Origin of the sequence: Zooshikella harenae (assembly GCF_018837975.1) — a bacterium.
GTDB classification, from domain to species: domain Bacteria; phylum Pseudomonadota; class Gammaproteobacteria; order Pseudomonadales; family Zooshikellaceae; genus Zooshikella; species Zooshikella harenae.
The window spans coordinates 24017-48293 of record NZ_JAGSOY010000015.1; the positions used below are offsets into that span (position 1 = coordinate 24017).

Genomic DNA, 24277 nt, shown 5'->3' on the forward strand with positions numbered 1-24277 from the left:
CTTGGTCATTTGATCTTTTTCTAATTGTAAACATTGTGCTCTTAAGTGAGATTATTTGACGTCACTGATGGTGATATCACCTATCAAGACAAAAGAGGACAGTTTAGTCGTAAAATTTTATTGATAATCATTATCATTTGCAATAATATTCATAACACACACTGTAGTGTGCCCCCTCAGCGCTAGACGGGATAAATAAGACAGATCGTCGTTGTATGCTACGAGGTTTCCATGAATGAGAGTAAATGTTCCACAATAACTGGGGCTGATTTGATTGCACAGTTTCATCAGCAACAAACCCCATTTTTCTTTACTACGGCTAATTATTCGCTGTTAACGTCGGGTAGCCAGGCTACTGTAAATTTAGCATTAAATGATCACACAGTGCTTTCAACCATACAGGGGGTATTGGCGGATGCACAAGCGCGTGGTAATGAAAACCCACTCATTGTGGGTGCTATTCCCTTTGCAGTGGATGCCCCCATGCACTTGTGGGTGCCGACAACGGTGAACTGGGGTAAGCCTTTACCCGTAGCACAAAAAAATACAGCAAGTGATGTTGAGCTAAACAATAATATTTCTAGTGAAAATAGTAATAATTATGCAATTCAGCATATGCCTTTGCCAGAAATGTATATGCAGGGTGTTGAAAATGCATTACAACGTTTTAAGCAATCTGATTTAAGTAAAGTGGTATTATCGCGTGCACTGGATATCACATTACCTCAGCAATTAGATATGCCTCACTTGTTGTCTAAGCTGGCGCAACATAATCGTGCGGGATATACCTTTGCAGTTTCTTTACCTGCTGATTTGCAACATAGTGAACATTGTAAAACGCTGGTGGGTGCCAGTCCTGAATTGCTGATTAATAAACAAGGTGCCACTATTCGAAGCAATCCTCTTGCCGGCTCAGCGGCGCGTAGTGCAGATAAAAATGAAGATCAACAGCGTGCTAATGCTTTATTGCAATCGACTAAAGATCAACATGAACATGCATTGGTGATTCAGTCAGTGAATTCAGCAATTGCACCATTTTGTAAACATCTTTCAGTACCTGAACAACCTTCACTGATTCATACAGAAACACTTTGGCATTTATCGACCGATATTTATGGTGAGCTTGATAATCCTGCAACAACGGTTTTAGAGCTGGCCTCAGCGCTTCATCCGACACCTGCTGTATGTGGATTTCCTGAGAATCATGCTCGGGATGCGATTGCTGAAATTGAACCTTTTGATCGAGGTTTTTTTACTGGCATGGTGGGCTGGATGGATAGCCAGGGCAATGGTGAGTGGGTCGTGACTATTCGTTGTGCCGAGGTAGATGCTTTACGTTTACGTTTATTTGCAGGTGCTGGTGTTGTTTCAGGCTCAATTCCACAACATGAATTAAAGGAAACTGCAACCAAATTTAAAACCATGCTTAATGCTGTGGGGTTGAATCATGTGGCAGAGGTTGCTTGATGAGCACTGTTGATTTAATAGAGGCAAAAGCCTCTGTTGTAAAAAGCTCAAATAATTTAATGCAAGACAATGGTAATACACATATGGATAGGCGTTTGAAAGTGGTACCTGATTGGTCGCCAGAGGTTGCCGATCATTATCGCCAAGCGGGATATTGGCAAGGAATTACCTTTGGGCAGTTATTACGTGAGCGTGCACAGCATCAGGGAAATCAGCTAGCGGTTATTGATGTAAACCATCGCTGGACGTATCAACAATTGGATCAATTAGCTGATCAATTAACGGCAGGACTTATAGAGCTTGGTATTGAAGCGGGTGATCGTGTCGTTGTCCAACTGCCAAATCAGGCTGAATTTTTTGTTATTTGTTTTGCCTTATTTCGCTTGGGTGCCTGGCCAATTATGGCATTACCAGGACATCGCCAGGCGGAAATCAGTTATTTTTGTGAATTTTCTCAAGCTAAAGCTTATTTTATTGCCGATAAAGGCGTTGGTTTTGACTACCGTGCATTAGCCAGAAAGGTGATGGCAAAAACAACAACAGTTAATCATGTTATTGTTGTGGGTGAGGCAGAAGAATTTTTATCATTTAATGATTTATTAAATACCGGAAATGTAGCGGCTGTCCATTCTTTACCAGAACCTGATCCCAGCTCTCCTGCATTATTGCAATTATCTGGTGGCACAACAGGTGCACCAAAATTAATACCTCGAACTCATGATGATTATATTTATAGTTTAAAGGCCAGTGTTGATGTATGTCGACTGACTTCCCGTAGTAAATATTTATGCGTGTTGCCCGTTGCCCATAATTTCCCCTTATCATCGCCTGGAACATTGGGCACACTTTATGCCGGGGGAACCGTGATTTTAGCGGTAGACACACAGCCCGATCACTGTTGGCGATGGATAGCGCAAGAGCAAGTGACTATGACAGCCTTAGTGCCACCTTTAGTGAATGTATGGTTACACGCAAGACAACAACTGTCGTGGGATATCAGTTGTCTTGAGGTTTTACAAGTGGGTGGTGCTCGATTAAGTCCAGAAGTAGCCAAACAGATACAGCCTGTCTTGGGCTGTAAATTACAGCAAGTATTTGGTATGGCAGAAGGTTTAGTAAATTATACCCGTTTGGATGATAGTGATGAGGTCATTATTCATACACAAGGTAAGCCGATGTCATTAGCCGATGAAATTCGTATTGTGGATGACAATGACGAAGTGTTACCCACTGGCACCGTGGGGCATTTACAAACACGAGGCCCCTATACCATTCAAGGATATTTTAAGGCACCAGAGCATAACCAAAAAGCATTTACTAATGATGGTTATTATCGAACAGGAGATCGTGTTCGGTTAACTGAGCAAGGTTATCTGGTGGTTGAAGGGCGTGCCAAAGACCAAATTAACCGCGGTGGGGAAAAAGTTGCTGCCGAAGAGATTGAAAATTATTTAATTACACATCCCTCTGTGCAAGATGCTGCGTTAGTTGCAGTGGCTGATGATGTACTGGGAGAAGCAAGTTGCGCATTTATTGTTGCGTTAGAGGCAACGGATGATCATCAATCGATAGCGCCACCGAAAAAAATTGAATTAAAACGTTTTTTATTGGCGCAAGGTGTTGCTAATTACAAAATTCCTGACCGGTTTGTGTTTATCAAACAATTTCCTAAGACGCCTGTAGGCAAAGTAAACAAAAAGCAGTTGCGAGCATTGGTTGAAAACGAAACGACGCCTGTGTGATCGAAATAAAGTCTATTCTCTGTTTTTACAGATTATTTATTTTCTTTTTTTAGTGAAAAATTATTTATACCTCATAATGAGGGGTATAGCGTTGGAGGCTGGCTATTGTGACTATTCCACGAATTAATAGTTATGAAATTCCATCACAAGACTGTTTTAATGCAAATAAAGTGAAATGGTCTGTTGACCCAAAGCGTGCAGTGTTGCTTGTACACGATATGCAGCAATATTTTCTCGATTTTTATGGTGAAAACTCATCATTGATTGCCACGGTGATTGAGCATGTTCAACATATTAAACAACAATTAAAAGCACTGGGAGTGCCGGTCTACTATTCAGCACAACCCGGTAACCAAACACCACAACAGCGTGCTTTATTGCAGGATTTTTGGGGTAAAGGTTTAGCGGATGATCCAAATCAAACAGCGATTATTAGCGAGCTAGCGCCAGAGGTTGATGATCAAATTCTAACAAAATGGCGGTACAGTGCATTTCAGCGAACTGATTTACTGCAACAAATGCGTGATCAAGAGCGGGATCAACTTATTATCTGTGGTGTATATGCTCATATTGGTTGTCAATTAACAGCCGCAGATGCCTTTATGAATGATATTCAGGCATTTTTTGTGACAGATGCTATCGCAGATTTTTCTTATGATGAACATCTTAATGCTGTTAATTATGTTGCGCAGCGTTGTGGTTACACTCTATCCACGGCTTCTTTGCTGGATAGTTTAGTTGAAAATAATATTGATCATACGACAGATGATGCGCATAATGCGCGATTACATAACGTAAGTACTTCAGTATACAGCGTCCAGCAAGAAAATATTGAAAGCAAAAGTGCAAAAATAATTCAGCAAAAAACACCTGTAAAAACAATGGATAATTGGCAACAGCAAGTTGCTAAATGGTTAGACGTTGAGCTGGATGAGCTGGCACCTGACGATAATTTAATTGAATTGGGCTTGGACTCCATACGGGTAATGAGTTTGTTAGAACAGTGGCAACAACAAGGCGTAAAAACCACGTTACTTGATCTTGCAGAAAACCCTACCTTGTCTGGTTGGGAGCAGTTAGTTACAGCTTCACAAGCAGTATCTGTGTGAGGTAAAAGATGAAGTCGACAGAAGCAGCAACAGTATTGCCCAACACCAATACACTACAAAAGACGGAGGAGGATTGGCAGCCTCTTACCCGAGCACAGGCTGGGATTTGGTATGCCCAACAACGGTTTCCGCAAAGTGTTGTATACAATACTGGGGAGTACCTTGATATTCGAGGGCAATTGAATCTGGACTTTTTTCAGCAGGCGATCAAGCAAGCTGTGATGGAAGCCGATTCGCTTCATTGTCGATTTCAGTTAGTTGATGGTGAACTGCAACAAGAGATTGATCCTTGTCGACCGATTGAGGTGGCGATTATTGATTGTAGCTGTGCTGCAGATCCTGTGGCTGATGCGTTACAGTGGATGCAAAATGATGTATCAAGGCCCATGGATTTACAGCAAGGACCGTTGGTTCGCCAGGCTATTATCAAGGTATTTCCAGATCGCAATTTTTGGTATCAAGGCATCCACCATATTGCTATAGACGGTTATGGTTTTTCGCTTTTGATTGCCCGTGTTGCGGAAATCTACCGTGCCTTAGTTACCTCATCTGCTGTTAAACCTTGCACGTTTCAGCCGCTTTCTACATTGTTAAAGGAAGATCAGGATTACTGGCAGTCGGCAAAGTGCCAGCAGGATAAACACTACTGGTTACAACAGTTTGCGACCTTGCCAGAGCCAAGCTCGCTGAGTGTACGTCGTTATTCCGCAGCTGCACAGTCTCAAGCACTTCGCCAGCAGGTCACCCTGAACGATGAGCTAGTCACACACTTAAAAGCGATCAGCCAGCAAGCTGATATAAATTGGCAGTTTATGTTTTACGCTGCAGTGGCCGGTTTTCAGCAGCGTATGACGCATACCGAAGAGTTAGTACTTGGTGTGCCGATGATGGGGCGTTTTGGCTCAGTGAGTTTAAGAACCCCCACGATGCAGGTAAATGTTATCCCTTTACGCATCTCATTAACGGCTGAAACCTCACTTAGTGAGCTGATGAACACAGTGGCTAAACAGTTTATGGGGGCAAGTCGTCATCAACGCTATCGATTTGAAGCGATTCAGCATGATCTTGGTTTAATTCAACAGGGACGCCCACTGTTTAATACATTAGTTAATGTGTTGCCTTTTGATGGGGATAGTGACTTTTTAGGCGATGCAGCGACACTACATAACCTGGCAGCGGGTCCTGTAGATGATTTATCGATCTATTTATTTGTCCGGGATGGACACTTTCAGCTGGTCTTAGAAGGCAATCCTAGTTGTTACAGTGACGCTGACCTGGCATTGCTTTTGAGGCGATTTCAGCGATTTCTGCAAAATTGGTGTCGAGCTGATCTTTCTCAGCCATTGGCCAGCCTGGGTATGCTGTTACCAGGGGAGTTTGATCTACTGATTAATGGCTTTAACCAGACAGCACATAAGGTTCCAGAAACAACACTAACCACCTTGTTACAGGCACAGGCAAGTGCTTCGCCAAGTAATACGGCTGTCGTCTTTGAAAATCAAACGCTGAGCTACCAAGCACTGTCGGTACGAGCTAATCAACTGGCCCATTATCTTATCCAACAAGGGGTAGGGCCAGGTAAGTTTGTGGGGCTAGCGATTCCCAGGAGTCTGGAGCTGATTGTGGCCCAACAAGCCATCATCCGGGCAGGGGGTGCTTATTTACCAATAGACCCAGATTACCCTGCTGATCGTATCAGCTATATGCAGGACCATGCACAGCCTGTGTTAATCCTGACCTGTCAATTGCTTGCTGGACTATTTGGTTTTCCTTGTATTTATGTTGATGATTTATTGCATGAGGGGGTAAACAATCCCTGGCGTTCACTTCCAAGTCACTGGCCCCTGGTAAGTGAAATGTTACAGCCATTGCAAGCAACTGATCCCGCCTATGTTATTTATACCTCAGGTTCGACAGGTAAACCTAAAGGTGTAGTCGTTTCACATCGTGCCATTGTTAACCGGTTGTTATGGATGCAAGGTCAGTATTTGATTGGCTCAGGTACGCAGGTTTTACAGAAAACACCGTCCAGTTTTGATGTCTCGGTATGGGAGTTCTTTTGGCCGTTAATGACCGGAGCAACCTTAGTCGTCGCATCGCCAGATCTGCACAAAGATCCGCAGGGTTTAGCGTTGCTGATTCAGCAGCAAGCCATTCACGTGATGCACTTTGTGCCTTCTATGCTGCAAGCCTTTGTAGACTGTCCTGAAGCACAAAAATGTACGAGTTTGCAAAAGGTCATGTGTAGTGGTGAAGCGTTGCCACATGAAGCGATTGCTCAGTTTTACCAATGCTTACCACAAGCAACTTTATATAACCTCTATGGACCAACGGAAGCGGCGGTGGATGTGACCTATTGGGACTGTCCTCAACAGCAACATTCTTCAGCGGTGCCTATTGGTAAGCCTATCTGGAATACTCGGTTGTATGTTTTAGATCGACAGCTACAACCCACGCCTATTGGCGTTAAAGGTGAGTTGTATATTGCTGGTCGTAATCTGGCTGAAGGCTACTTGAATCAACGAGAGTTGACGGCTGAGCGCTTTGTACCTGACCCCTTCGTAGAGAATGGCGAGCGGATGTATCGTACAGGTGATTTAGCGAGCTGGAATCCACAAGGTGAGCTGGAATATTTTGGTCGGATGGATCAACAGGTTAAGTTAAGAGGATTACGGATTGAATTGGGTGAAATTGAGGCAGTGATGGCTCAACACCCACTGGTGGCTCAGGCTGCTGTTGTAATCAAATATTCACCCAGTAATGAGCCTATGTTAGTGGGGTATGTTGTGCCAACCTTATCAGTTGAGACTGATCTGGGTGAGCTGATTGCAAGCATTCGTAATCAATTAATCAATCAGGTACCAGAGTATATGGTACCTCCCATCATTAGCAGCCTTTCGGCACTGCCACTATCACCCAGTGGCAAACTTGATCGCAAGCAGTTACCTGATCCTGAGTTTAGTGTGCAGGCACTAAAGGATGCACCTGCATCTTTCAAAGAACAACAACTCGTAACTGTCATGGCTGAGGTATTAGGGGTATCAACGGTTGGACCTCAGGATAACTTTTTTGCGCTTGGTGGGAACTCACTCTCGGTGGTGAAGTTAATCAATCGTCTACAACAGGTGTTGGGTATTAATATTCCATTGGGCACAGTGTTTGCCAAGCCTACGGCGAAAGGATTGCTTTCTGCACTGGCTGACAACAAACCACTGAATGATGGTTTGGAAATGCTGTTGCCATTGCGGATGCAAGGCCCGGAACGACCATTATTTGCTATTCATCCAGCGGGTGGTTTGTGCTGGTGTTATAGCGGGCTGTTACCCCATCTACCAGCAGATACTCCTATGTATGGGTTACAAGCACCGCTATTGTCAGCGACAGAGGGTCATCAGCATGAGCGCTCTTTAGCTGCGATGGCCAGTGATTATCTGAGCATGATTAAAAAAATACAGCCTGAAGGCCCGTATCAGCTGATAGGCTGGTCTTTTGGTGGCATGCTGGCCCATGAGTTGGCTACTCAGTTACAGCAGCAAGGGAAAGAGGTGGCGCTACTGGCTTTAGTCGATGCCTATCCCTCAGACCAATGGCGTGATATGCCTGCAGTGGGTGAACAGGAAGCACTGCAAGCGCTGTTACGTATAGCAGGCTATGAGCCAGAAACAGGATTTCCTGATGACTTAACTCCCACGCAAACCAGAACGCTATTAAAACAGCAGGGTAGTGCGCTGGCGAGTTTATCGGAAACAACCTGGCAGGCTATTACCCAGGTAGTGATTGAAAACAGTTATCTGGTACGAAGTTCAAACCACCCTGTTTTTAAAGGCGACATAGTCTTTTTTCAGGCAACAGGACCTCGTCCAGAAATTAATGTGGATTACAGTGGCTGGCAACCTTATGTGACAGGACAGCTTTACTGTCATGATATTCCTTGTACCCATGGCATGATGTTGCAGCCACCTATGGTTGATCTGATAGGGAAGACGCTAAAAAAATGCTTACAGGGGAGTGATGCGGTATGAGCGTGTTTGACTTACCGATGGCCCACTATCAGGTCGTGGAAAATCAGCAGGGGGATTTGGCTATTTGGCCTGTAACCCTAGTGTTACCCCAAGGTTGGCAGGTACGCTTTAGTTCTGATAGCACAGTTGCCTTATCCCAAATACCACTCACTGGGGCTTCAAATGATGCCCAAAATGACGCTGGACACATGCTTAGTCTGAAAGGGCAGGATGCTGTTATCAGTCAAGACACTCGAACAACCCATAAAGCATGTTGTATGAAGTTTATTGCTGAGCAAGGTTCAAGTGAGAGCAACTCGTCTACAAGAAATGTGGTGCTCAATAACCCTCAGGTGAATCTTTCTTCTTCTGACAAAAATCTGGAGGTGACCCCGTTGTCATCCCTTCAACCGGCAGCACAGGGTATAACCGCGCTGTTTGATCGTTATGATTTGGTTGGGTTGTCTGAGATGCACTGGCATTCTGATGTGATTGCTGCGTTTATCGACCTGTTACGTGCAGATGAGCTTGCCGCTATCGTCGATGACATTGTGGTGGAGTTTGGTAATGCAGCCTATCAGTCTGTGGTTGATGATTATGTGGCAGGCGCGGCAGTAACAGATGCTGAATTAGCACAAGCCTGGCGAAACTCCCTGAACTTTGTGGTGTGGCAGCCTACAGGTTATCAGCAGCTATTTAAAACGGTACGTCAACTTAACCAGCAGCGACCCAAAAATCAGCAACTTCGTATTGTCCTAGCAGAACCAGCGTTTGATTGGAGACAAATTAAACATGCTGATGATTGGCGTGTGCGCCAAACTCAGCGGGATCAGGGTTATTACCAGCGAATTAAGTCTGAAGTGCTGCAAAAAGGCCGTAAAGGTTTGTTGATTTTTGGCGGTTACCACCTTACGCGACAGCCCGTGGTGCGTCATCGAACTAGACAAGAAGCTGCTGTTAGCGCCCAGAAAACTAAAGTCTTACTGGGTGAGGAGGATATTTCCACACTGGGCGCGTTATTGGCAGAACACCAACCAGGGCGTAGCTATATGCTGTGGACTACCGATATCACACAGTTTGATGCACAAAAACGCTTGCTAGGCACTCTCGAAAATACGGAGAATTCATTCCCTGTATGGCCGCAAGTTATCAGGGCAGAGCAAGGCTGGTTGGGGGCGATGCCTTTTGCGGCCATCAGCGGTGGGCATCAACAGCAAGCAGTGGCTAACAAGGGACAGGCTCCTCAAGTAAAGCAAATGGTAGAAGGAGTGCTGTTTCTTTCAGGCTTGCAGCGCGAGGTTAAATTGCCTGATAGCGTTCTGGCTGATAAGGCTTGGCTAAAAACGATGTGGCAGCGTACCGAGCAGTTACCTAAAGGGTTTCGTCAGCGTTTGCAGTCGTTATTGCCTGAAGCAGCCGTGACTGAAACCTTACAAGATGAAGCCCGTAGTAGAGCCTCAGATAAGCCCTTAAAAAAATCAAAATGAACCTGATGATGAGAGATGTGATGCAAGGGGTATGTTTTCAACAAAGCGATAAATCAATGGGGGGGAGTCGTAGAGGCAACCCATTGCCAACCGTCTTCCATACAGTAATAACACTGTGCTGGCTTTTCATTGGATTGGTCTTGGCAGGTTGCCAACAAGAAGAGTCAGCATCATCTACGGTGACCCAATCAAGCTCACAACAAACAGCTGAACATCAACCTAGTAATGAACAGATATGGTACACATTCACGGATGTCACAGGTTATGAGGTGACATTAGCAGATGCGCCTCAGCGGCTGGTGGTACTCAGTGAGATGGACCTGGATATGCTACTGGCATTGGGCATCAGTCCTGTTGGTACCACCGCGGGCCGTGGTCAACCAGGAATCCCACGTTATTTGGCTGACAATGAACAGCTACACGATATCCGTATGGTTGGACGCTTAGGTCAACCCAGTTTGGATATGTTGGTTGAGCTGCAGCCTGATCTTATTTTAGTGGGGGGATTAAATAACCCTCAGCTATTAAAACAATTAAGAAAAGTCGCGCCTACTGCCGTGAGTTATCAATCTACGGAAGACTGGCAGACAGCATTACAGCGTGTAGCTGGATGGCTAAAAAAAGAGTCTTCTGCAGAGCAGTTTATTCAGTACTACCAACAGCAGGTGCAGTCTATACGGCAGCAACTAGGGGATCAGCAACAGGCAACGGTCAGTGTTGTACGTTGGAATCCCCAAGGACCAGGTTATATGTTGCAGGATGCCTTTGTCAGTCAGGTATTGGCTGATCTTCAATTACAGCGCCCTGAGGCACAACATCAGCCTGGACCAGGGCATTCACCACCACTGAGCTTGGAAGCGCTGTCATTAATCGATGGCGACTGGCTTTTTGTCGGCACACTGACAGTATCTGGAAAAGCGGTACATGCTCTGCAAGCGATGCAGCAAATGCCTGTTTATCAGTCATTAAAGGCAGTACGAAATAAGCAAGTAGTCAATGTGGACGGTTCACTATGGACCAGTGTGGGGGGACCATTAGCGGCACTGGCTGTACTCAAAGATGTGGCGGATAGTATGACAGCAGGGTCATAAGGGTTCATCCATGTCCACAGAAAAAGTAGTTGATTGCTCTCTGATGACACAGCGCTCAGGTTTCAGGCGCTGTTTTTTAGTAATGAAGTATCGTCTGGGTTTATCTAGACAAGGCCATCGCGCATGGGTAAACCGGCTGCTGTTGGTTTTTGTGTTAAATCTGTTGCTTGCCATTGCTTCCATGTTAGTGGGGGCAGGCTATATCAGTGTGCAGGATAGCATGGCATTGCTTTGGTCATGGGTGACAGCCCTTGGCAATGAACAGTCTCTGGTGAATGTTTCACCGACAGTCAGTGTGGTGATGGAGACGATTCGTTGGCCGCGAACACTGGCAGCTATGCTGGCTGGGGGTAGTTTAGGTTTAGCAGGTGCACTGATGCAGCGTATTACCCGCAACCCCATTGCCGAGCCAGGGCTACTAGGAATTAACGCAGGTGCTGCGCTGGGGGTGGTGGCGGCAATTGTCTTCTTTTCGGCAGAAGCCGGACTGTCCTATATGGTGGGTGCTTTAGTGGGGGCGCTAGCCGGTAATATGGTGATTGTAATTGCCAGCCATCGCGTTCAGACATCATTATCGCCATTACGTTTGGTGTTAGTGGGAATTGCGGTTAATGCCACAGGGCAAGGGCTGACAGCCATGCTGCTACTCACAAAGCAAACTGTCTTTGATCAATTTCGTTTTTGGATTTTAGGCTCATTAGCGGGTATTGATTTGGCGCGGGTACTGGCCGTTTTACCCTTTACCGTCATAGGCATGACGGTAGCATTGTTATTGGTAAGACCTCTGGCTGCTTTGCAACTGGGGGATGTTAGTGCGATGGCATTAGGTCATCACCCAAGTCGGATTCGACTGGGGTTATCAGTGGTCATCGCTTTGTTAGCTGGGAGTGCAGTGGCATTGACGGGTCCCATTGCTTTTTTAGGGCTATTAGCCCCCTTTTTAGCACGGTTGTTGGTGCGAGAATCTACCCAGGGCTTGCTGTTAATGGCCTTTGGCTTAGGCAGTGCCTTATTGCTGGCTATGGATATTCTTGGTCGTTGGGTCATGCAGCCTTTTGAAACACCGGTTGGCAGCATGTTGGTTGCAGTGGGTGCGCCATTATTGATCTGGTTGGTACGCAGTCAACGATTACAGCCCATGGGATCAGGAGGGGGTCGTTAATGACTCAGCCAGATAACGCGCTCACGCATGATACAAGCAACTCCTATTATCCAAGGCTTAAAAGAGCAGGTTATGGGTATTTTCAATTAGCGCAATGGTCCGTTATTTTCTCTAAGCGAGCGCTGTATCTTTACCTGCTACTATGGCTGGTACTGTTGATTGCAGGGGTATTTACCTTGACGCAGGGGTCAGTCACGATCAGCTTCCATGACTTTTGGCTACTGTGTCAGGGGCAGGGACAATCTGCTCAGCAGTTATTAATGTGGGAAATACGCTGGCCCAGATTATTAGCTGGTGTGGTAACCGGGGTTGCGTTGGCGGCTGCGGGTACTTTATTGCAGCAAGTCACCCAAAATTGGTTGTCCTCTCCAGAAGTATTGGGTGTTAATGAGGGAGCCACATTTTTGCTGTTACTGGGGTTACTGTTAAGTCCTGTAAATATGCTGGGGCCTTGGTGGTTGGCACCCTTAGGTGCGGTACTGGTAGGCGTTATATTGGCATTTTTGGCAGGTGGTATCGGTGGACGTGGTTATCAGATATTGCTCGTTGGCGTTGCTTTAGCCTACTTTACTCGAGCTATGAATGACCTGCTGATTTCAAGAGCTACAGCACAGCATGCCAGTGCAGTGCATAGCTGGACCTTAGGTAATTTAGCGAATAGTGATTACACCGAACTGATGCCCGCCAGTCTGCTGCTGATGATTTGTCTCGTGAGTGCGATAGGTGTGGTTTGGCATTTGCGCTTATTTAAGCTGATGGAGTCTCATGTACAGTCTTTGGGTATTGCCGTCCGTAAAGTACAGTTTGCGGCTTTGGCCCTTGCATTAGTCATGGCTGGTCTAGGGGTTGGTATTGGTGGGCCAATTAGTTTTGTGGCTATTGCGGCACCCATTTTGGTCGCTCGGTGGTTGCCACCTCAGGTATTGGGGTTAGGCAATAGTTGCATGTTGGGCGCCACGCTGGTGATTGTGGCTGATACCATAGGGCGTGTGGTGCTGGCTCCAAATGAGATCCCTGTTGGGGTGATTACCAGCTTATTAGGCGGACCTTTTTTGCTATGGGTTTTATTGCAGGAGAAGGAAGTAAAACACTAATGGCCGTTGCGATTAAAGTAGAGCAGTTACAGGTTAACTACGGTAGCTACCTTGCCGTAGATAATGTTGAGCTTCAGCTTAAGGTGGGGGAAGTGACTGTCATTGTTGGACCCAATGGCTGTGGAAAATCAACATTATTACAAAGTATGGCGCGACTACATCGTCCTTTTCAGGGGCAGATATGGGTCAATGAACAGGATATTTGGCAGCTTCGCCCTGCACAAGTAGCAAAACAGTTGGCTTTATTACCGCAGTCGCCTGAAGCACCTGGTGAGATGTCCGTTTTAACATTGATTCAGTTTGGGCGTCATCCTCACCAAGGTTTATTTCGGCAGTGGTCTGCTGATGATGAGCAAGCCGTGCAGGAGGCTATGGCAAAAACCGGCGTGTCAAACTTGGCTAATCGCTCATTACAGGCTTTGTCAGGAGGGCAACGTCAGCGCTGCTGGCTGGCAATGGTTTTAGCACAGCAAACACCTGTTGTGTTGCTGGATGAGCCAACGAGCATGCTAGATCCTGGTCATCAGCTAGAGGTACTGCAACTGGTCAGGACTTTGGCTCGTCAGGGTAAAGCGATGGTGCTGGTGCTACATGACCTGATTGCGGCGGCCCGTTTTGCGGATAACCTGGTGGCAATGCGCAACGGAAAGGTCGTGGCCAGTGGTGCTCCCAGGGAAATATTAACCTCAGCGTTAGTCAGGCAGTTATACGATATTGAAGCTGATATCCTGATGTCGCCAGAGGATGATGTCCCTGTTGTTGTTGCTAAATCGCTTGCAACCAAAGAGGTGGCTTAATGATCAGGGAAGCAGCTAAATCCATGATAAACAAGCAATTGAGTCAATCTGCGGCTTTGGCGATGATAGGCGCAGATCGACCTTCTCAATTTACTGATATTATCCCAGCCAGTGCGACCAATTTTTTGTTTTCAGTTGGTTGCCATTATAAAGTGGAAGATGTCTATTTAGCTGCATTTTTACGGTTAGGAATCACACTGCCTGAGGAGCAAAACAAGGCCGTATTAAAACGGCAAATTGAATTTATGGCTGGTCGTTATTGTGCACAACAGGCGTTGTATGCTTTTGGTGTTAAACCACCAGTAATGGTCCCAGTGAATAAAGATCGTAGTCCACACTGGCCTGATGGGATTGTTGGTGCTATTACCCATAGCGATCATCTTGCACTTGCTGTTGTTGCAGCCAAAAAAAATGTGACTGCGCTTGGGATTGATTTAGAAAAAGAGATAGCTACAACCGTTGCCAGGGATATTGCTAAGCAAATTATCTCGTTGACGGAACAAAACAATTGTGCAAAATGGGGCTGTCCATTTAATTGGTTTTTAACCCTGGCTTTTTCCGCCAAAGAAAGCCTTTATAAAGCATTATATCCACACGTAAAACAATTTTTTGGTTTTGAAACCGCAGAGCTTATTGAATTAAATACGTTAGAACAATCATTTCGACTGCAGTTAACAGAGGATTTATCTGTAAATTATAAAGCGGGTGATTGTTTTCGAGGTATGTATTCATACCAAGAAGGTTTTGTTTGTACGTTGATTATGTGTATAAATAGTGGTTAACCAATAGGGCTAATAAAAAGATACCCTAAAATAATTAGGGTAAAAAAAGTATAATTTTTCCGTGAAAGCCTGAGTTACAGACATTTTTTAGCAGTTAATTGCCGGGTCGCAACCGCCTTGCGTGATTCAATATTGCAAAAGGTAGAAATGCGAGATAAAGGCTCATATCAAAGAAGTTGATGGTGCTTATGTCGTCTAAAATAGGTAACTCAGTTCGTATATCTCCCGTCGCGCTCGCGGTAGTTGCGGCGATCGCTAACCAATCAGTCGCTGCAGAGACTACTGAAGAGGCTTTGCAGTTGGATAAGTATGTCGTTACAGCAACACAAACATCTCATGAATTAACCACTGCACCCGCATCGATGTCAGTGATTACGGGTAAAGCATTACAGGAAACACCTGTATCCGACATCAGTGATGCCATACGACATAGTGAAGGTATTCACCTGGAACAAAAGGGAAGTAATGGGCGTCGTGGGATTAATATCCGAGGGCTTAGCAGTGCTTATACGCTGGTATTAGTGAATGGCCGTCGTGTTGACTCTAATGTGTCACTGATTCGTGGTAATGATTTTGATTTATCAACCATTCCTGTTGATCATATTGATCGTATCGAAATTGTGCGTGGACCTATGTCTGCACTTTATGGGTCAGAAGCGTTAGGTGGCGTGGTTAATATTATTACTAAAAAAGGAACGAATCGGTTTCAAGGTAATGCGAGTATTGATTTTTCATCGCCTTTTGGCAGTGACGGTGGCAATGAAACTCGGAATAGCATCAGTTTACGAGGTCCATTGGTTGAAAATAAATTATTCTACAGTTTGAGTGTCGATGCCCAGCATCGTGATGCCTGGACACCTTATCAGGATGACCCCGCCACCGCGAATGCACAGGAAGATAAGCTATCACCTATTGAGAAAAAAGAATTATACAGTGTAGCGGGTAATTTAAACTGGAAAATAAATGATCAGCAAACATTAGATTTGGATATCACCCATAATAAGGATGAGCGTGATGGCGAATTTTTACAAGGTAGTAAAAGCAGTATAACAGACCAGGAAATTCGTCGTTATACTTATGGTTTAACTCACTCTGGTCAATGGGCATGGGGTGACTCACAACTGCGTTATTATCGAGAGGATATGAACTTTACCGAACGTGGTGCTTCAGGTGCGGGTAAAATGGAGCAAACCAACCAAACCGTGGATGGTTTTGTTTCGAAGTTGTTGGGCGATCACTTAATGACGACAGGTGCTGAATATCGTCATACTAAGTTAGAAAACGCTCGGGATTTTAAAACTTCGGGTGAAGCAACGGTTTCTCAAAAAGCCGTATTTCTTCAGGATGAGTGGTTGATTAATCCCAAATGGTCATTCACCTTAGGGGGTCGTCTTGATGACCATGAATATTTTGGTACGCATTTTTCACCCCGTGGTTATTTAGTCTATACGCCAACAACAGCCTTAACGATTAAAGGCGGTGTAGGTAAAGCCTTTAAGGCACCTTCATTACTGCAGTTGACTGAGGAATATCGATTAAAAAGTTGTGGTGGTAGCTGTTTTTTACGAGGTAATCCAGACTTAGACCCAGAAGTGGCTACCAGTTATGAGCTTGGCATTAATTACCAGCAGCCAGGCTGGCATGTAGGCGCGACAATATTCAGAACGGATGTTGATGATTTGATTCAGCTTCAGTCCAGCTCACAAGTGGTAAATAATACAAGAACCTATGAAAACGTAGATGCGGCCCGTATTGATGGCTTAGAGTTAAGTGCTGGAGTAGATTTAACACGTACTGTCTCATTAAGTGCAAATTACACATATACTGATGCCCGTGATAAAAATACGGATGAAATACTTCATAAACGTCCTCGTGAAAATGCCAATGTGCGTTTGGATTGGCAAGTAACGGATGCCATGGGAGCTTTTGTCAGAACTCATTATGTGGGCGAGCAGGAAGACTCTATTAAAGGCAAAGGTGATGTTGATCTACAAGGATATGCGTTGACTGATGTAGGCGTTACTTATCAGTTAACCAAAGACCTACAGTTAAGAACTGGCATTACCAATATAGAAGATAAAACCCAGGATTATGACTCAGATTATGGATTTTCTGAGCGGGGTAGAACGGTTTATGCTGGAGTGAGTTTATCGTTTTAATTTATACCTTTTACAGGCCGGTTTATGTTGGCTTCCTAAACGCGTTTGCTATAGCAACATGTTTATTAGAATGGAAAAGGCAGGATTATTTCTACAGAACCGTTTGCCGCAAGGATGCGGCAGCCGAGCCTCCAGGGAAGGATATACGGCGTGTTCAGTAGAGATATTCCTGCCTTTGGAATCATGTTTAATGGCACATCTAATAATACACTTTTTCTGTGAACGCTGTTTCCACGCTACTCTGATCTTCATTGTATTAGGTATAAAAAAAGTATATTTCCGAATTGTAAAAATACTATGAACTTTTCTAAAGATATTATTGTTGTCTCAGGAGCAGCCAATGGTATTGGTTTAGCTACGGTAAATCACTTGCTGGATAAAGGTGCACAGGTTATTGCATTAGACAATGACAAAGTCGCACTCGATGTACTTTCTGAAAAAAAATGGCTGAACAAGATAAACCTTTCTACTTATCAGGTTGATGTTGCCAACAGTCATGAAGTTGAGCAGGTTATTCAGCATATTGAAGATTCTATTGGTGCTATTGATAAATTAGTGTGCTCATCAGGCATTTTAAGAATGGGAGCATTAAATACGCTAAGTGACGAAGATTGGTATAAAACATTTGCAGTTAATACAACCGGAGTATTTCATCTTTGCCGTGCCGTAACATTACGGATGCAGCAACGTAAACAAGGTGCGGTTGTGGCTGTGAGTTCTAACGCCGCCTCAGTGCCTAGAGCTAACATGGGGGCTTATGCAGCATCAAAAGCAGCGGTGACCAGTTTAATTAAATGTTTAGGCTTAGAATTAGCCGCTGATAATATCCGTTGTAATATTGTGTCACCAGGGTCTACGGATACTCAAATGCAACGACAATTATGGACAGATGATTCGGGCCCTCAACGGGTGATTGAAGGGGATTTAGCGAACTATCGGCTGGGTATTCCATTACAAAAGATTGCAACTGTGGATGATATTACACAGGCAATTTTATTTTTACTATCTGACCATGCGAGTCATATTACCATGCATGATTTACGTGTTGATGGTGGGGCAACTTTAGGAGCTGTTTAAATTAACATATAGCTCTCCCTACTAGAAAAAAAGATAGTAGGGAGTTTCTCTAAAGCTTACAGTCTAATTTGAAGGTGGCGTACTTTAAAAATATATAAAGTGTTTTCCCTAAAATTTAAGGTTATATTAATTAAACTGTACCCATTTGTTGTGTGTAAGATAGCGTACTCCAAACACTTTTTCTGCTAGCCACTGATCATTTCCAAGTTTAAAGTGAGCTATTGCTTTAGAGTCACCATCAGGGCCATCAGCCTTTCCTAACCAATAACCTGCGAAACAGTCTTCATTTTCTTTTAACTTACAGTTTCTGCCATCATAAGCGTACATAACTCCAATTTGATTATTAGCTTTATGAATTAAGTTAGCTTTAACCTGTTTGGTAATTTCATCTTGTTCTGCAAGTGTAAATGTGTAATCAGGTGTACTGCTATCAAATTTAATATTAAACCAATCATGAGTAATTATTCGACGAATGATGTAAACTTTTTTCTTTTTCTTAAACCACCGTTTTTTCTTTTTTGTTTGTACAATAGTTTCAATGAATTTATATAAATTATATTTTGCGACATATCCTCGACGCACTTCTTCTTCGAACTCGTAATTTAAGGAAGGAGCTATATGAGCTGCTAATTTGTTTGTATCTTGAGGATAAAGGCTATCAGGGGCATATGATAAGCAGTATCCGCTCATACTTAAACCAATGGTACTGTTAATGTGCTCTGGAGCATTAACCGTTTCAGAAGGATAACGTTGTATGGTATTGTTAATCGTTCCCTCTCCCGTCGGCATTAAGGCTGACTCGTAGCCTAATAAGTTACTATCTTCCACTTTGGTATAGAGCACATTGGGTAAGCTGATATCGATATCACCAATGGGTGTTTCCTGTTGCTGTCGAGGCAAGGTGGCAATGACTTTAACATTGGTTAATGGCATGGGTTTAAAGGTGACATCAAGTTTACTGTTTAATGCTTGATACTGTTGAAGTTGATCCTGCCAGTTAAGGTTATAACGCACTTTTGCTGTGGCACCATCTAACTGAGCATACTCTTTAAAAACAGCCAGTTCTTTATTGGCTAATTTATAATACTGGCTTAACACATTATTTAATTGCTGATCCAATTCAACTAATGCCACTAGCTGTAATTCATAAGCATTAATCGCTTCATCATACGCAGCTTGCTTTTCACGACGCAGTTTTACGGCTTGGTCTAAAGCGGACCCAAGTTGGTTTAGTTTAGCTTGTTGGGTGGTTAATAATTGCTGTTCATTAGGGCAGCTACCACTGACATTGTTGGCTAAAGACAAACAAGTTTCCCACTGATAATCTAGTCGCGCATATTCTCGTTTAGCTTTTAACCATGCTTCATGCGCTTTATACTCTTCAGTATAAGCTGCTTGTAACGCTTGATAAGCCGATGTTTTCGTAGCCACCAATGCTCGCAAAGACTGAGCTTCATCCAAAGAACCGACAATGGTTTTATAACGAGAGGTTAAGTCCCCTAGTTGAGTCACCACCTGTTGTTTGGCTTTTACGGTACTTACCAATACAGGGCAGACTGATGTAGTATTTTCAGCAGGAATTAATTGTTCTAGTGTGGTAGTACCCGTTTGAGGAGGGGTGACATAAGCTGTGCGACAGATATCATCATACAAAACTGTTGATGGGTTTTGAGAGGGGTGGTTTGTCAGTAAATCTCGATTACAAAAACGACTCCTATAACGAGAGGGGCCTTGGTAATTACCTACCCCCGTGTCAAGCTGTATTGACGAAAGAAGGTTATCTTTTTGAACATATTGAATATACGATATATTTGAGTTTAACTTTTTGAATACAATGTCATCTTTTCCATCATTATTTCTATCTTGTATTAATATCTTATACTTATCCAAGTAGAAATCATTGAATGCTTGGGAAGAAATTAGAATAGGTGTATCTTTACCTTCCAGTTGTACAGTATTTGTTGGGTCTATACTTATAAGATTATTATGTCCAACTAAATTTCTGATTCCGTAAAAAGCAATTTTTGCAAGTGGTTTTGGAGGCTCAGCATTGTCCGCCCAACCATAGAGAATAAATAAAATATTCCTATTCTCCTGCTTATACTGTAGTAAAACGTCGTATAACCCATCACCATTGAAATCCCCATAGTTTTCACTTAAAAGAATGGCACTATTTGATATTTTCTGAAAAGGGCCAAGTGTGAGGTAACCAGGTTCATCACATACAACATAATTATATTCCCACTCAATAGGATCAACCCAGTAATCACATTTTCTATTATCGTAATAACTGAAAGATGAGTTTTTATTCTCATCGTTTGATTTAACTGATAGAGCAAGGTAGCTATGCAACTTTCCATCATCAATATATTGCCAGGTTCTTAGCAGATTCCATTTATAAGTATATTGGCCGGGATAAAATTCAACTGAGTGGGCACTTTGTAATATTCCCAAAAATAATATGATTAATAATAGCTTCTTCTTGTTCATTTTTATGATTAAATATTGTAAATTGTTGGATGCTTATTAACTTGTAATGCTAGCGTATTATAGGGTTATCATGAAGCGTTGAATAGCAGTTTAACAAAAAATATGACTTAGATATGCTATTCATTTTGGGGTGAGGCTATATGTTTAATGACGGTAGCGGATAATAGTCATGTTTTGTTGCTTTTTTGTGTATACCGAACAAACTTTAGGCTAGCCACCTAGCCTGAAGCCCGTTCTAGTATAATTGTTTAATGATGCAGTTATTGTAGAACACCTATAAAGTCTAACGGCAACGTTTATAATCCAATTTATAGGTAATATTAGCGGCACCTTCATCAATATGAATAATTGAGTCTTTGCCTTTAATACTCAATTGAAGCTTAGCTTTTAAATTGGCTGACTGTTCGCCACATCGTGTATAAGGAGTTCTACCTTCAGAAGTCAACACAATGTCTTGGGTGCTGCCATAGTCATAATAATAGGTGCGTTGTGTTTTAGGCATACGACGATGATTTAGTTGTCTACGGATATCGACTTTGGCTGCACCATGACGATTAAATTGTGCTGTTCCTTCAACCCCTAAACTTTTAAACCCTACACGATAACCTGCAGGGATTTTAATAGGAATGTTGATGGTACAATTGCTGATGGCTGGTCTTCGACCAGCAGCTTGTGCAAAAAACTGGTTAAAAATAATATCAATGCTTCCATCATCGTTGGCATCAATTATAGTTCCATTTTTTGAGCAGTAAGTCACTTGGTACCTTGCTGCGCCATCAGGTGAAGGTGGGGGCTCTGCATGGTCGCCCGTATTTTCGCCTTCTATTGATACATCACCAATTTCAGGCGTTATCGCATTAGCAGTGAGCGATAGGGTAGTGAGGGTACACATAAGAAGTGTTTTGTAAAAGGTCATTGAACTGCTTTCCTTTACGACTAAATTTACACACAATGCCTAGTTAACAATTTATTATTATCTTGGATCGTTGATTAAATATTTTCTGAATCAGGTGTACAGTCTTCTAACGTAATCGGTGGTATGAGAACCTCATTAATAGTTGTTGTTTGAGGTGTTGTTAGTGTTAAATTTGGGTCAAGACTGCGTGACTCAAGTACAATGGATAGTTTTAAGTATTGTGGTTGGCCACAGCTACTTTTTTCAGTGGTTAGACCTTTTTTTAGTACCACTTCGCCATTAGCTGTGCCATTAAATTCCCAGATAGAGGCGGGTCCCACTGTACCAGCATATCGATATCTAACACTTATGGTTGTTTTGCTATACTCACTAATATTGATGTTGCCTTTGATGATGGCAGGAGTAATTATCGCCTGTTTATAAGCTGGAATTTCTGCGGTATATTTTATCAGACAGATTGTTCTGTCTTCTTTTTTCTCTGAATTAATCGTGGTGTGCAGCTGAGATAACGCTAACTGCGTTATGCCTGTTGATTCATCATAATTTATTGTTGTTCCAGTTTCACAACCTTTACCAAGCAGTTTAAATTCACTAATCAATCCATGCGTTGCGTCTGAGTTGGCTAATTCATAAGCTTGATTTTGGGCACTAGTGATTAATGCAGCAAGGAAAACACAACTGAAAAGAGTTAAATCCTTATAACGCATTGCCCTATATCCTCCTAGTATCCCTGTGTTCTACACACCGCTATGTAAATAGACGGGTGTAGGTAAGAGTAGTGTATGAGTAGAGTTTTACACTATTGGCCAGCAGTTGCTAGCCAATAGAGGATACCTTTTGCGAGCATGTCTTCAATTTATATTGTCCTGTAAAAAGTTAAAACAGTCGCTATGAGTATCCGATATGTGTTTATATTATCCTTTTACATTAATATTGACATTGAACCATTTGATAACCATAGGTTACCACTGCATTGCTGCCAGCCGCTTCGTCAATAACTACGCGTCCATTTTTAGCTTCTACTGTAACAGAAGTTTTGAAGGTGACATCTTGTCCACAAGGGCTGTAAGTGTAACCTACAAAGTCTTTTTTGATGACAAGGTTTTGGGTGAAAGGTGCAGGATAAAATTCTTGAATGGCGGCATCACCTGTTGTACCTGCAAGACGGTGGCGCAGAGTGATCAAGCCTTTTCCTTGAGATTGAATATCTGCAGTACCTTCCAGACCTACTTTACTGATGGCAATTTGAAAGCCAGAGGGAACTCGAATGGGAAATTTAATGACACATGTTTTGCGCATGTGACTTGAGGTATAGGATTCCGCTAAGGGTTGTTGATCAAAAATAATATCAAATGATTTATCAGGGTTGGTATCAACAATACCAGAACAGCCACCAAGAAAGCGTACTTGGCCAGGATCAATGCCAATGCCATCGTCAAATGCCAAGGCTGAAGTTGATAAAGCTAAAGCAGAAATTAAAGCTAGCGTTTTCATTTTGCTACTCCTTGTTTTTATAATGCTATGTTGTATACATAATCCAGTGTATACAGAGGTTGTAAGTTGACTCTAAGTGCATTGTTTATTAATGCATCTATCGAGCTATTTTTTAGTAAAAGCTGCGATGAGTGTTATTACAGAGCATGTAGCCTAATTGTTTTGTGATTTGTGTCAAGAAAAATCGCAAAATACATCTAATGATGTATAGATTTATAAGTGGAATTTTAAACATTATGAACTAGCGTAAAGTTAAAAATGAATGGGTGGTGTTTATCTGCGGTAATAAAAGTAAATAGTCTTACTGTTAGACAATAATGCAGTATATAATTCTGTATTTATATCCGCTGGGCAGCATTTAAAAATGCACTTTTTTTAGAGTTGCCCACAATTGATTAATGTTGTTCTTGTAAGAAAGGGCAAAGCTTAAAACGGTTTGTTTTATTGATGACTTTGGCTAATAAATAAGCTTGTGCTTTGATTTGTCGATTGATTTTATCTGCAAGTTGTTTACTGCCTTGTGCTTTTTTACTAATGAGAATGTGAAAAAATGACTGAGCAATTGGTTGTGGATGAAATTCAAACAGTTGTTGTTTTCTAGGGGGAAGTTGACTAAGTAGGACTTTTCCGTTTTTTTCACTGAATAGTGCTGCCTTAACACGCTTTTTAAGTAATAAATTAAATAATAATTCATCTTTACGGACTTCATGGAGTTTTAAGTTGTAACGCCGAATAGCATGCTGAAAATCAAGGCTATAGGTGTAACTCTTGGTGACGCCAAAGGGACCAAGTGACTTTAAGTCAGCCAAATTATGCCATTCAAGTGGTTCATCCTTTAAATACATCAGTGCAATGTTATCGACGAATACGGGATTGGTGATTATAAAATCCTGAGCATTTTCAGGTGTGCAAATCCAGGAAGGTGTACCGTGGTGTCGCCCTGCGCGACTGGTGCTAATAGCGGCTTTCCAATCGGGATACCAAACAAAATTGATATCAATGTTTTCAGGGGCGAGTAGTTTTGTGAGTAGTTGAGCATGAAGCCCATAAGGAGGCTGTTGACTATAATAAGGTGGCCATGCTGCGATGGCTAAGCTGATCGTTTCTCCAAAAATAGGAAAACTTCTAAACAGAATAAGCAATAACCATAGATACAGGACTATGCGTATATTCATCTGCGGATCGTTATTTCAATTGTGTTATTTAAACGTATTTTAGTTCACAGTTGGTAATGCACGCAGGGTAATTGCATATAAAAATACTTCGTGATGAGAATAGATTGTGCCAATGCAGCGCATGAATTAGTTTGTTCCTCCCGCAGCAGAAACCATCTCTGCTCTCCCTCAATCATGATTAAATGAACACCCGTGGTATTTTGATGTACGCCAGTAGTAGACAAAGGTTGGATA

Annotated in this window: 17 protein-coding genes; 12 read left to right on the forward strand and 5 right to left on the reverse strand. The window is 42.9% G+C overall.

Features of this window, described 5'->3' with window-relative positions; translation table 11 throughout:
* Window positions 1-231 precede the first annotated feature (231 nt).
* The 12 genes from dhbC to KCG35_RS08655 all read left to right on the forward strand — a co-directional run bounded on the left by dhbC (window position 232) and on the right by KCG35_RS08655 (window position 17968).
* On the forward strand, window positions 232-1467 hold the full coding sequence (gene dhbC / locus KCG35_RS08600; protein ID WP_215819280.1) for an isochorismate synthase DhbC: 1236 nt from the start codon (window positions 232-234) through the stop codon (window positions 1465-1467).
* Entirely contained in the window at window positions 1467-3209 is a 1743-nt protein-coding gene (locus KCG35_RS08605) for a (2,3-dihydroxybenzoyl)adenylate synthase (protein WP_230409095.1), read from the forward strand. The genes dhbC and KCG35_RS08605 overlap by 1 nt, the downstream gene beginning before the upstream one ends.
* Before the next feature lie 107 nt (window positions 3210-3316).
* Entirely contained in the window at window positions 3317-4318 is a 1002-nt protein-coding gene (locus KCG35_RS08610) for an isochorismatase (protein ID WP_215819281.1), read from the forward strand.
* A gap of 8 nt (window positions 4319-4326) precedes the next feature.
* The gene (locus KCG35_RS08615; RefSeq protein ID WP_215819282.1) at window positions 4327-8340 is read left to right on the forward strand and encodes a non-ribosomal peptide synthetase; all 4014 of its coding nucleotides are present in this window, start codon (window positions 4327-4329) and stop codon (window positions 8338-8340) included.
* Window positions 8337-9806, forward strand: coding sequence for an MbtH family NRPS accessory protein (locus KCG35_RS08620; RefSeq protein WP_215819283.1), 1470 nt, complete (start codon window positions 8337-8339; stop codon window positions 9804-9806). Before KCG35_RS08615 ends, KCG35_RS08620 begins: the two co-directional genes overlap by 4 nt.
* A 5-nt stretch (window positions 9807-9811) precedes the next feature.
* Window positions 9812-10897: an ABC transporter substrate-binding protein gene (locus KCG35_RS08625; protein ID WP_215819284.1), complete on the forward strand. Its 1086-nt coding sequence runs from the start codon at window positions 9812-9814 to the stop codon at window positions 10895-10897.
* A 10-nt stretch (window positions 10898-10907) separates the two neighbouring features.
* Window positions 10908-12059 (forward strand): FecCD family ABC transporter permease, encoded by a 1152-nt coding sequence (locus KCG35_RS08630; RefSeq protein WP_215819285.1) that lies wholly within the window; start codon window positions 10908-10910, stop codon window positions 12057-12059.
* Window positions 12059-13153, forward strand: coding sequence for a FecCD family ABC transporter permease (locus tag KCG35_RS08635; protein WP_215819286.1), 1095 nt, complete (start codon window positions 12059-12061; stop codon window positions 13151-13153). The genes KCG35_RS08630 and KCG35_RS08635 overlap by 1 nt, the downstream gene beginning before the upstream one ends.
* Window positions 13117-13950 carry an ABC transporter ATP-binding protein gene (locus KCG35_RS08640; RefSeq protein ID WP_230409096.1) on the forward strand — a complete coding sequence of 278 codons (834 nt, stop codon included), beginning with the start codon at window positions 13117-13119 and terminating at the stop codon, window positions 13948-13950. Before KCG35_RS08635 ends, KCG35_RS08640 begins: the two co-directional genes overlap by 37 nt.
* Entirely contained in the window at window positions 13950-14732 is a 783-nt protein-coding gene (locus KCG35_RS08645; protein ID WP_215819287.1) for a 4'-phosphopantetheinyl transferase family protein, read from the forward strand. The genes KCG35_RS08640 and KCG35_RS08645 overlap by 1 nt, the downstream gene beginning before the upstream one ends.
* Window positions 14733-14920: 188 nt before the next feature.
* Complete coding sequence (locus KCG35_RS08650; RefSeq protein WP_215819288.1) at window positions 14921-16891, forward strand: TonB-dependent receptor domain-containing protein; 1971 nt, start codon at window positions 14921-14923, stop codon at window positions 16889-16891.
* 297 nt (window positions 16892-17188) lie between these two features.
* On the forward strand, window positions 17189-17968 hold the full coding sequence (locus KCG35_RS08655; protein WP_215819289.1) for a 2,3-dihydro-2,3-dihydroxybenzoate dehydrogenase: 780 nt from the start codon (window positions 17189-17191) through the stop codon (window positions 17966-17968).
* A gap of 126 nt (window positions 17969-18094) precedes the next feature.
* Here the strand turns inward: KCG35_RS08655 and KCG35_RS08660 are convergent, their stop codons facing one another.
* The 5 genes from KCG35_RS08660 to KCG35_RS08680 form a co-directional block, all read right to left on the reverse strand.
* The gene (locus KCG35_RS08660) at window positions 18095-20458 is read right to left on the reverse strand and encodes a hypothetical protein (RefSeq protein ID WP_215819290.1); all 2364 of its coding nucleotides are present in this window, start codon (window positions 20456-20458) and stop codon (window positions 18095-18097) included.
* 283 nt (window positions 20459-20741) lie between these two features.
* On the reverse strand, window positions 20742-21374 hold the full coding sequence (locus KCG35_RS08665) for a DUF4360 domain-containing protein (protein WP_215819291.1): 633 nt from the start codon (window positions 21372-21374) through the stop codon (window positions 20742-20744).
* Window positions 21375-21448: 74 nt separating this feature from the next.
* Window positions 21449-22081: a DUF4360 domain-containing protein gene (locus KCG35_RS08670; RefSeq protein WP_215819292.1), complete on the reverse strand. Its 633-nt coding sequence runs from the start codon at window positions 22079-22081 to the stop codon at window positions 21449-21451.
* Window positions 22082-22301: 220 nt separating this feature from the next.
* Window positions 22302-22868, reverse strand: coding sequence for a DUF4360 domain-containing protein (locus KCG35_RS08675; protein WP_215819293.1), 567 nt, complete (start codon window positions 22866-22868; stop codon window positions 22302-22304).
* 395 nt (window positions 22869-23263) lie between these two features.
* Window positions 23264-24043 (reverse strand): substrate-binding periplasmic protein, encoded by a 780-nt coding sequence (locus KCG35_RS08680; protein ID WP_215819294.1) that lies wholly within the window; start codon window positions 24041-24043, stop codon window positions 23264-23266.
* Between the last annotated feature and the right edge of the window lie 234 nt (window positions 24044-24277).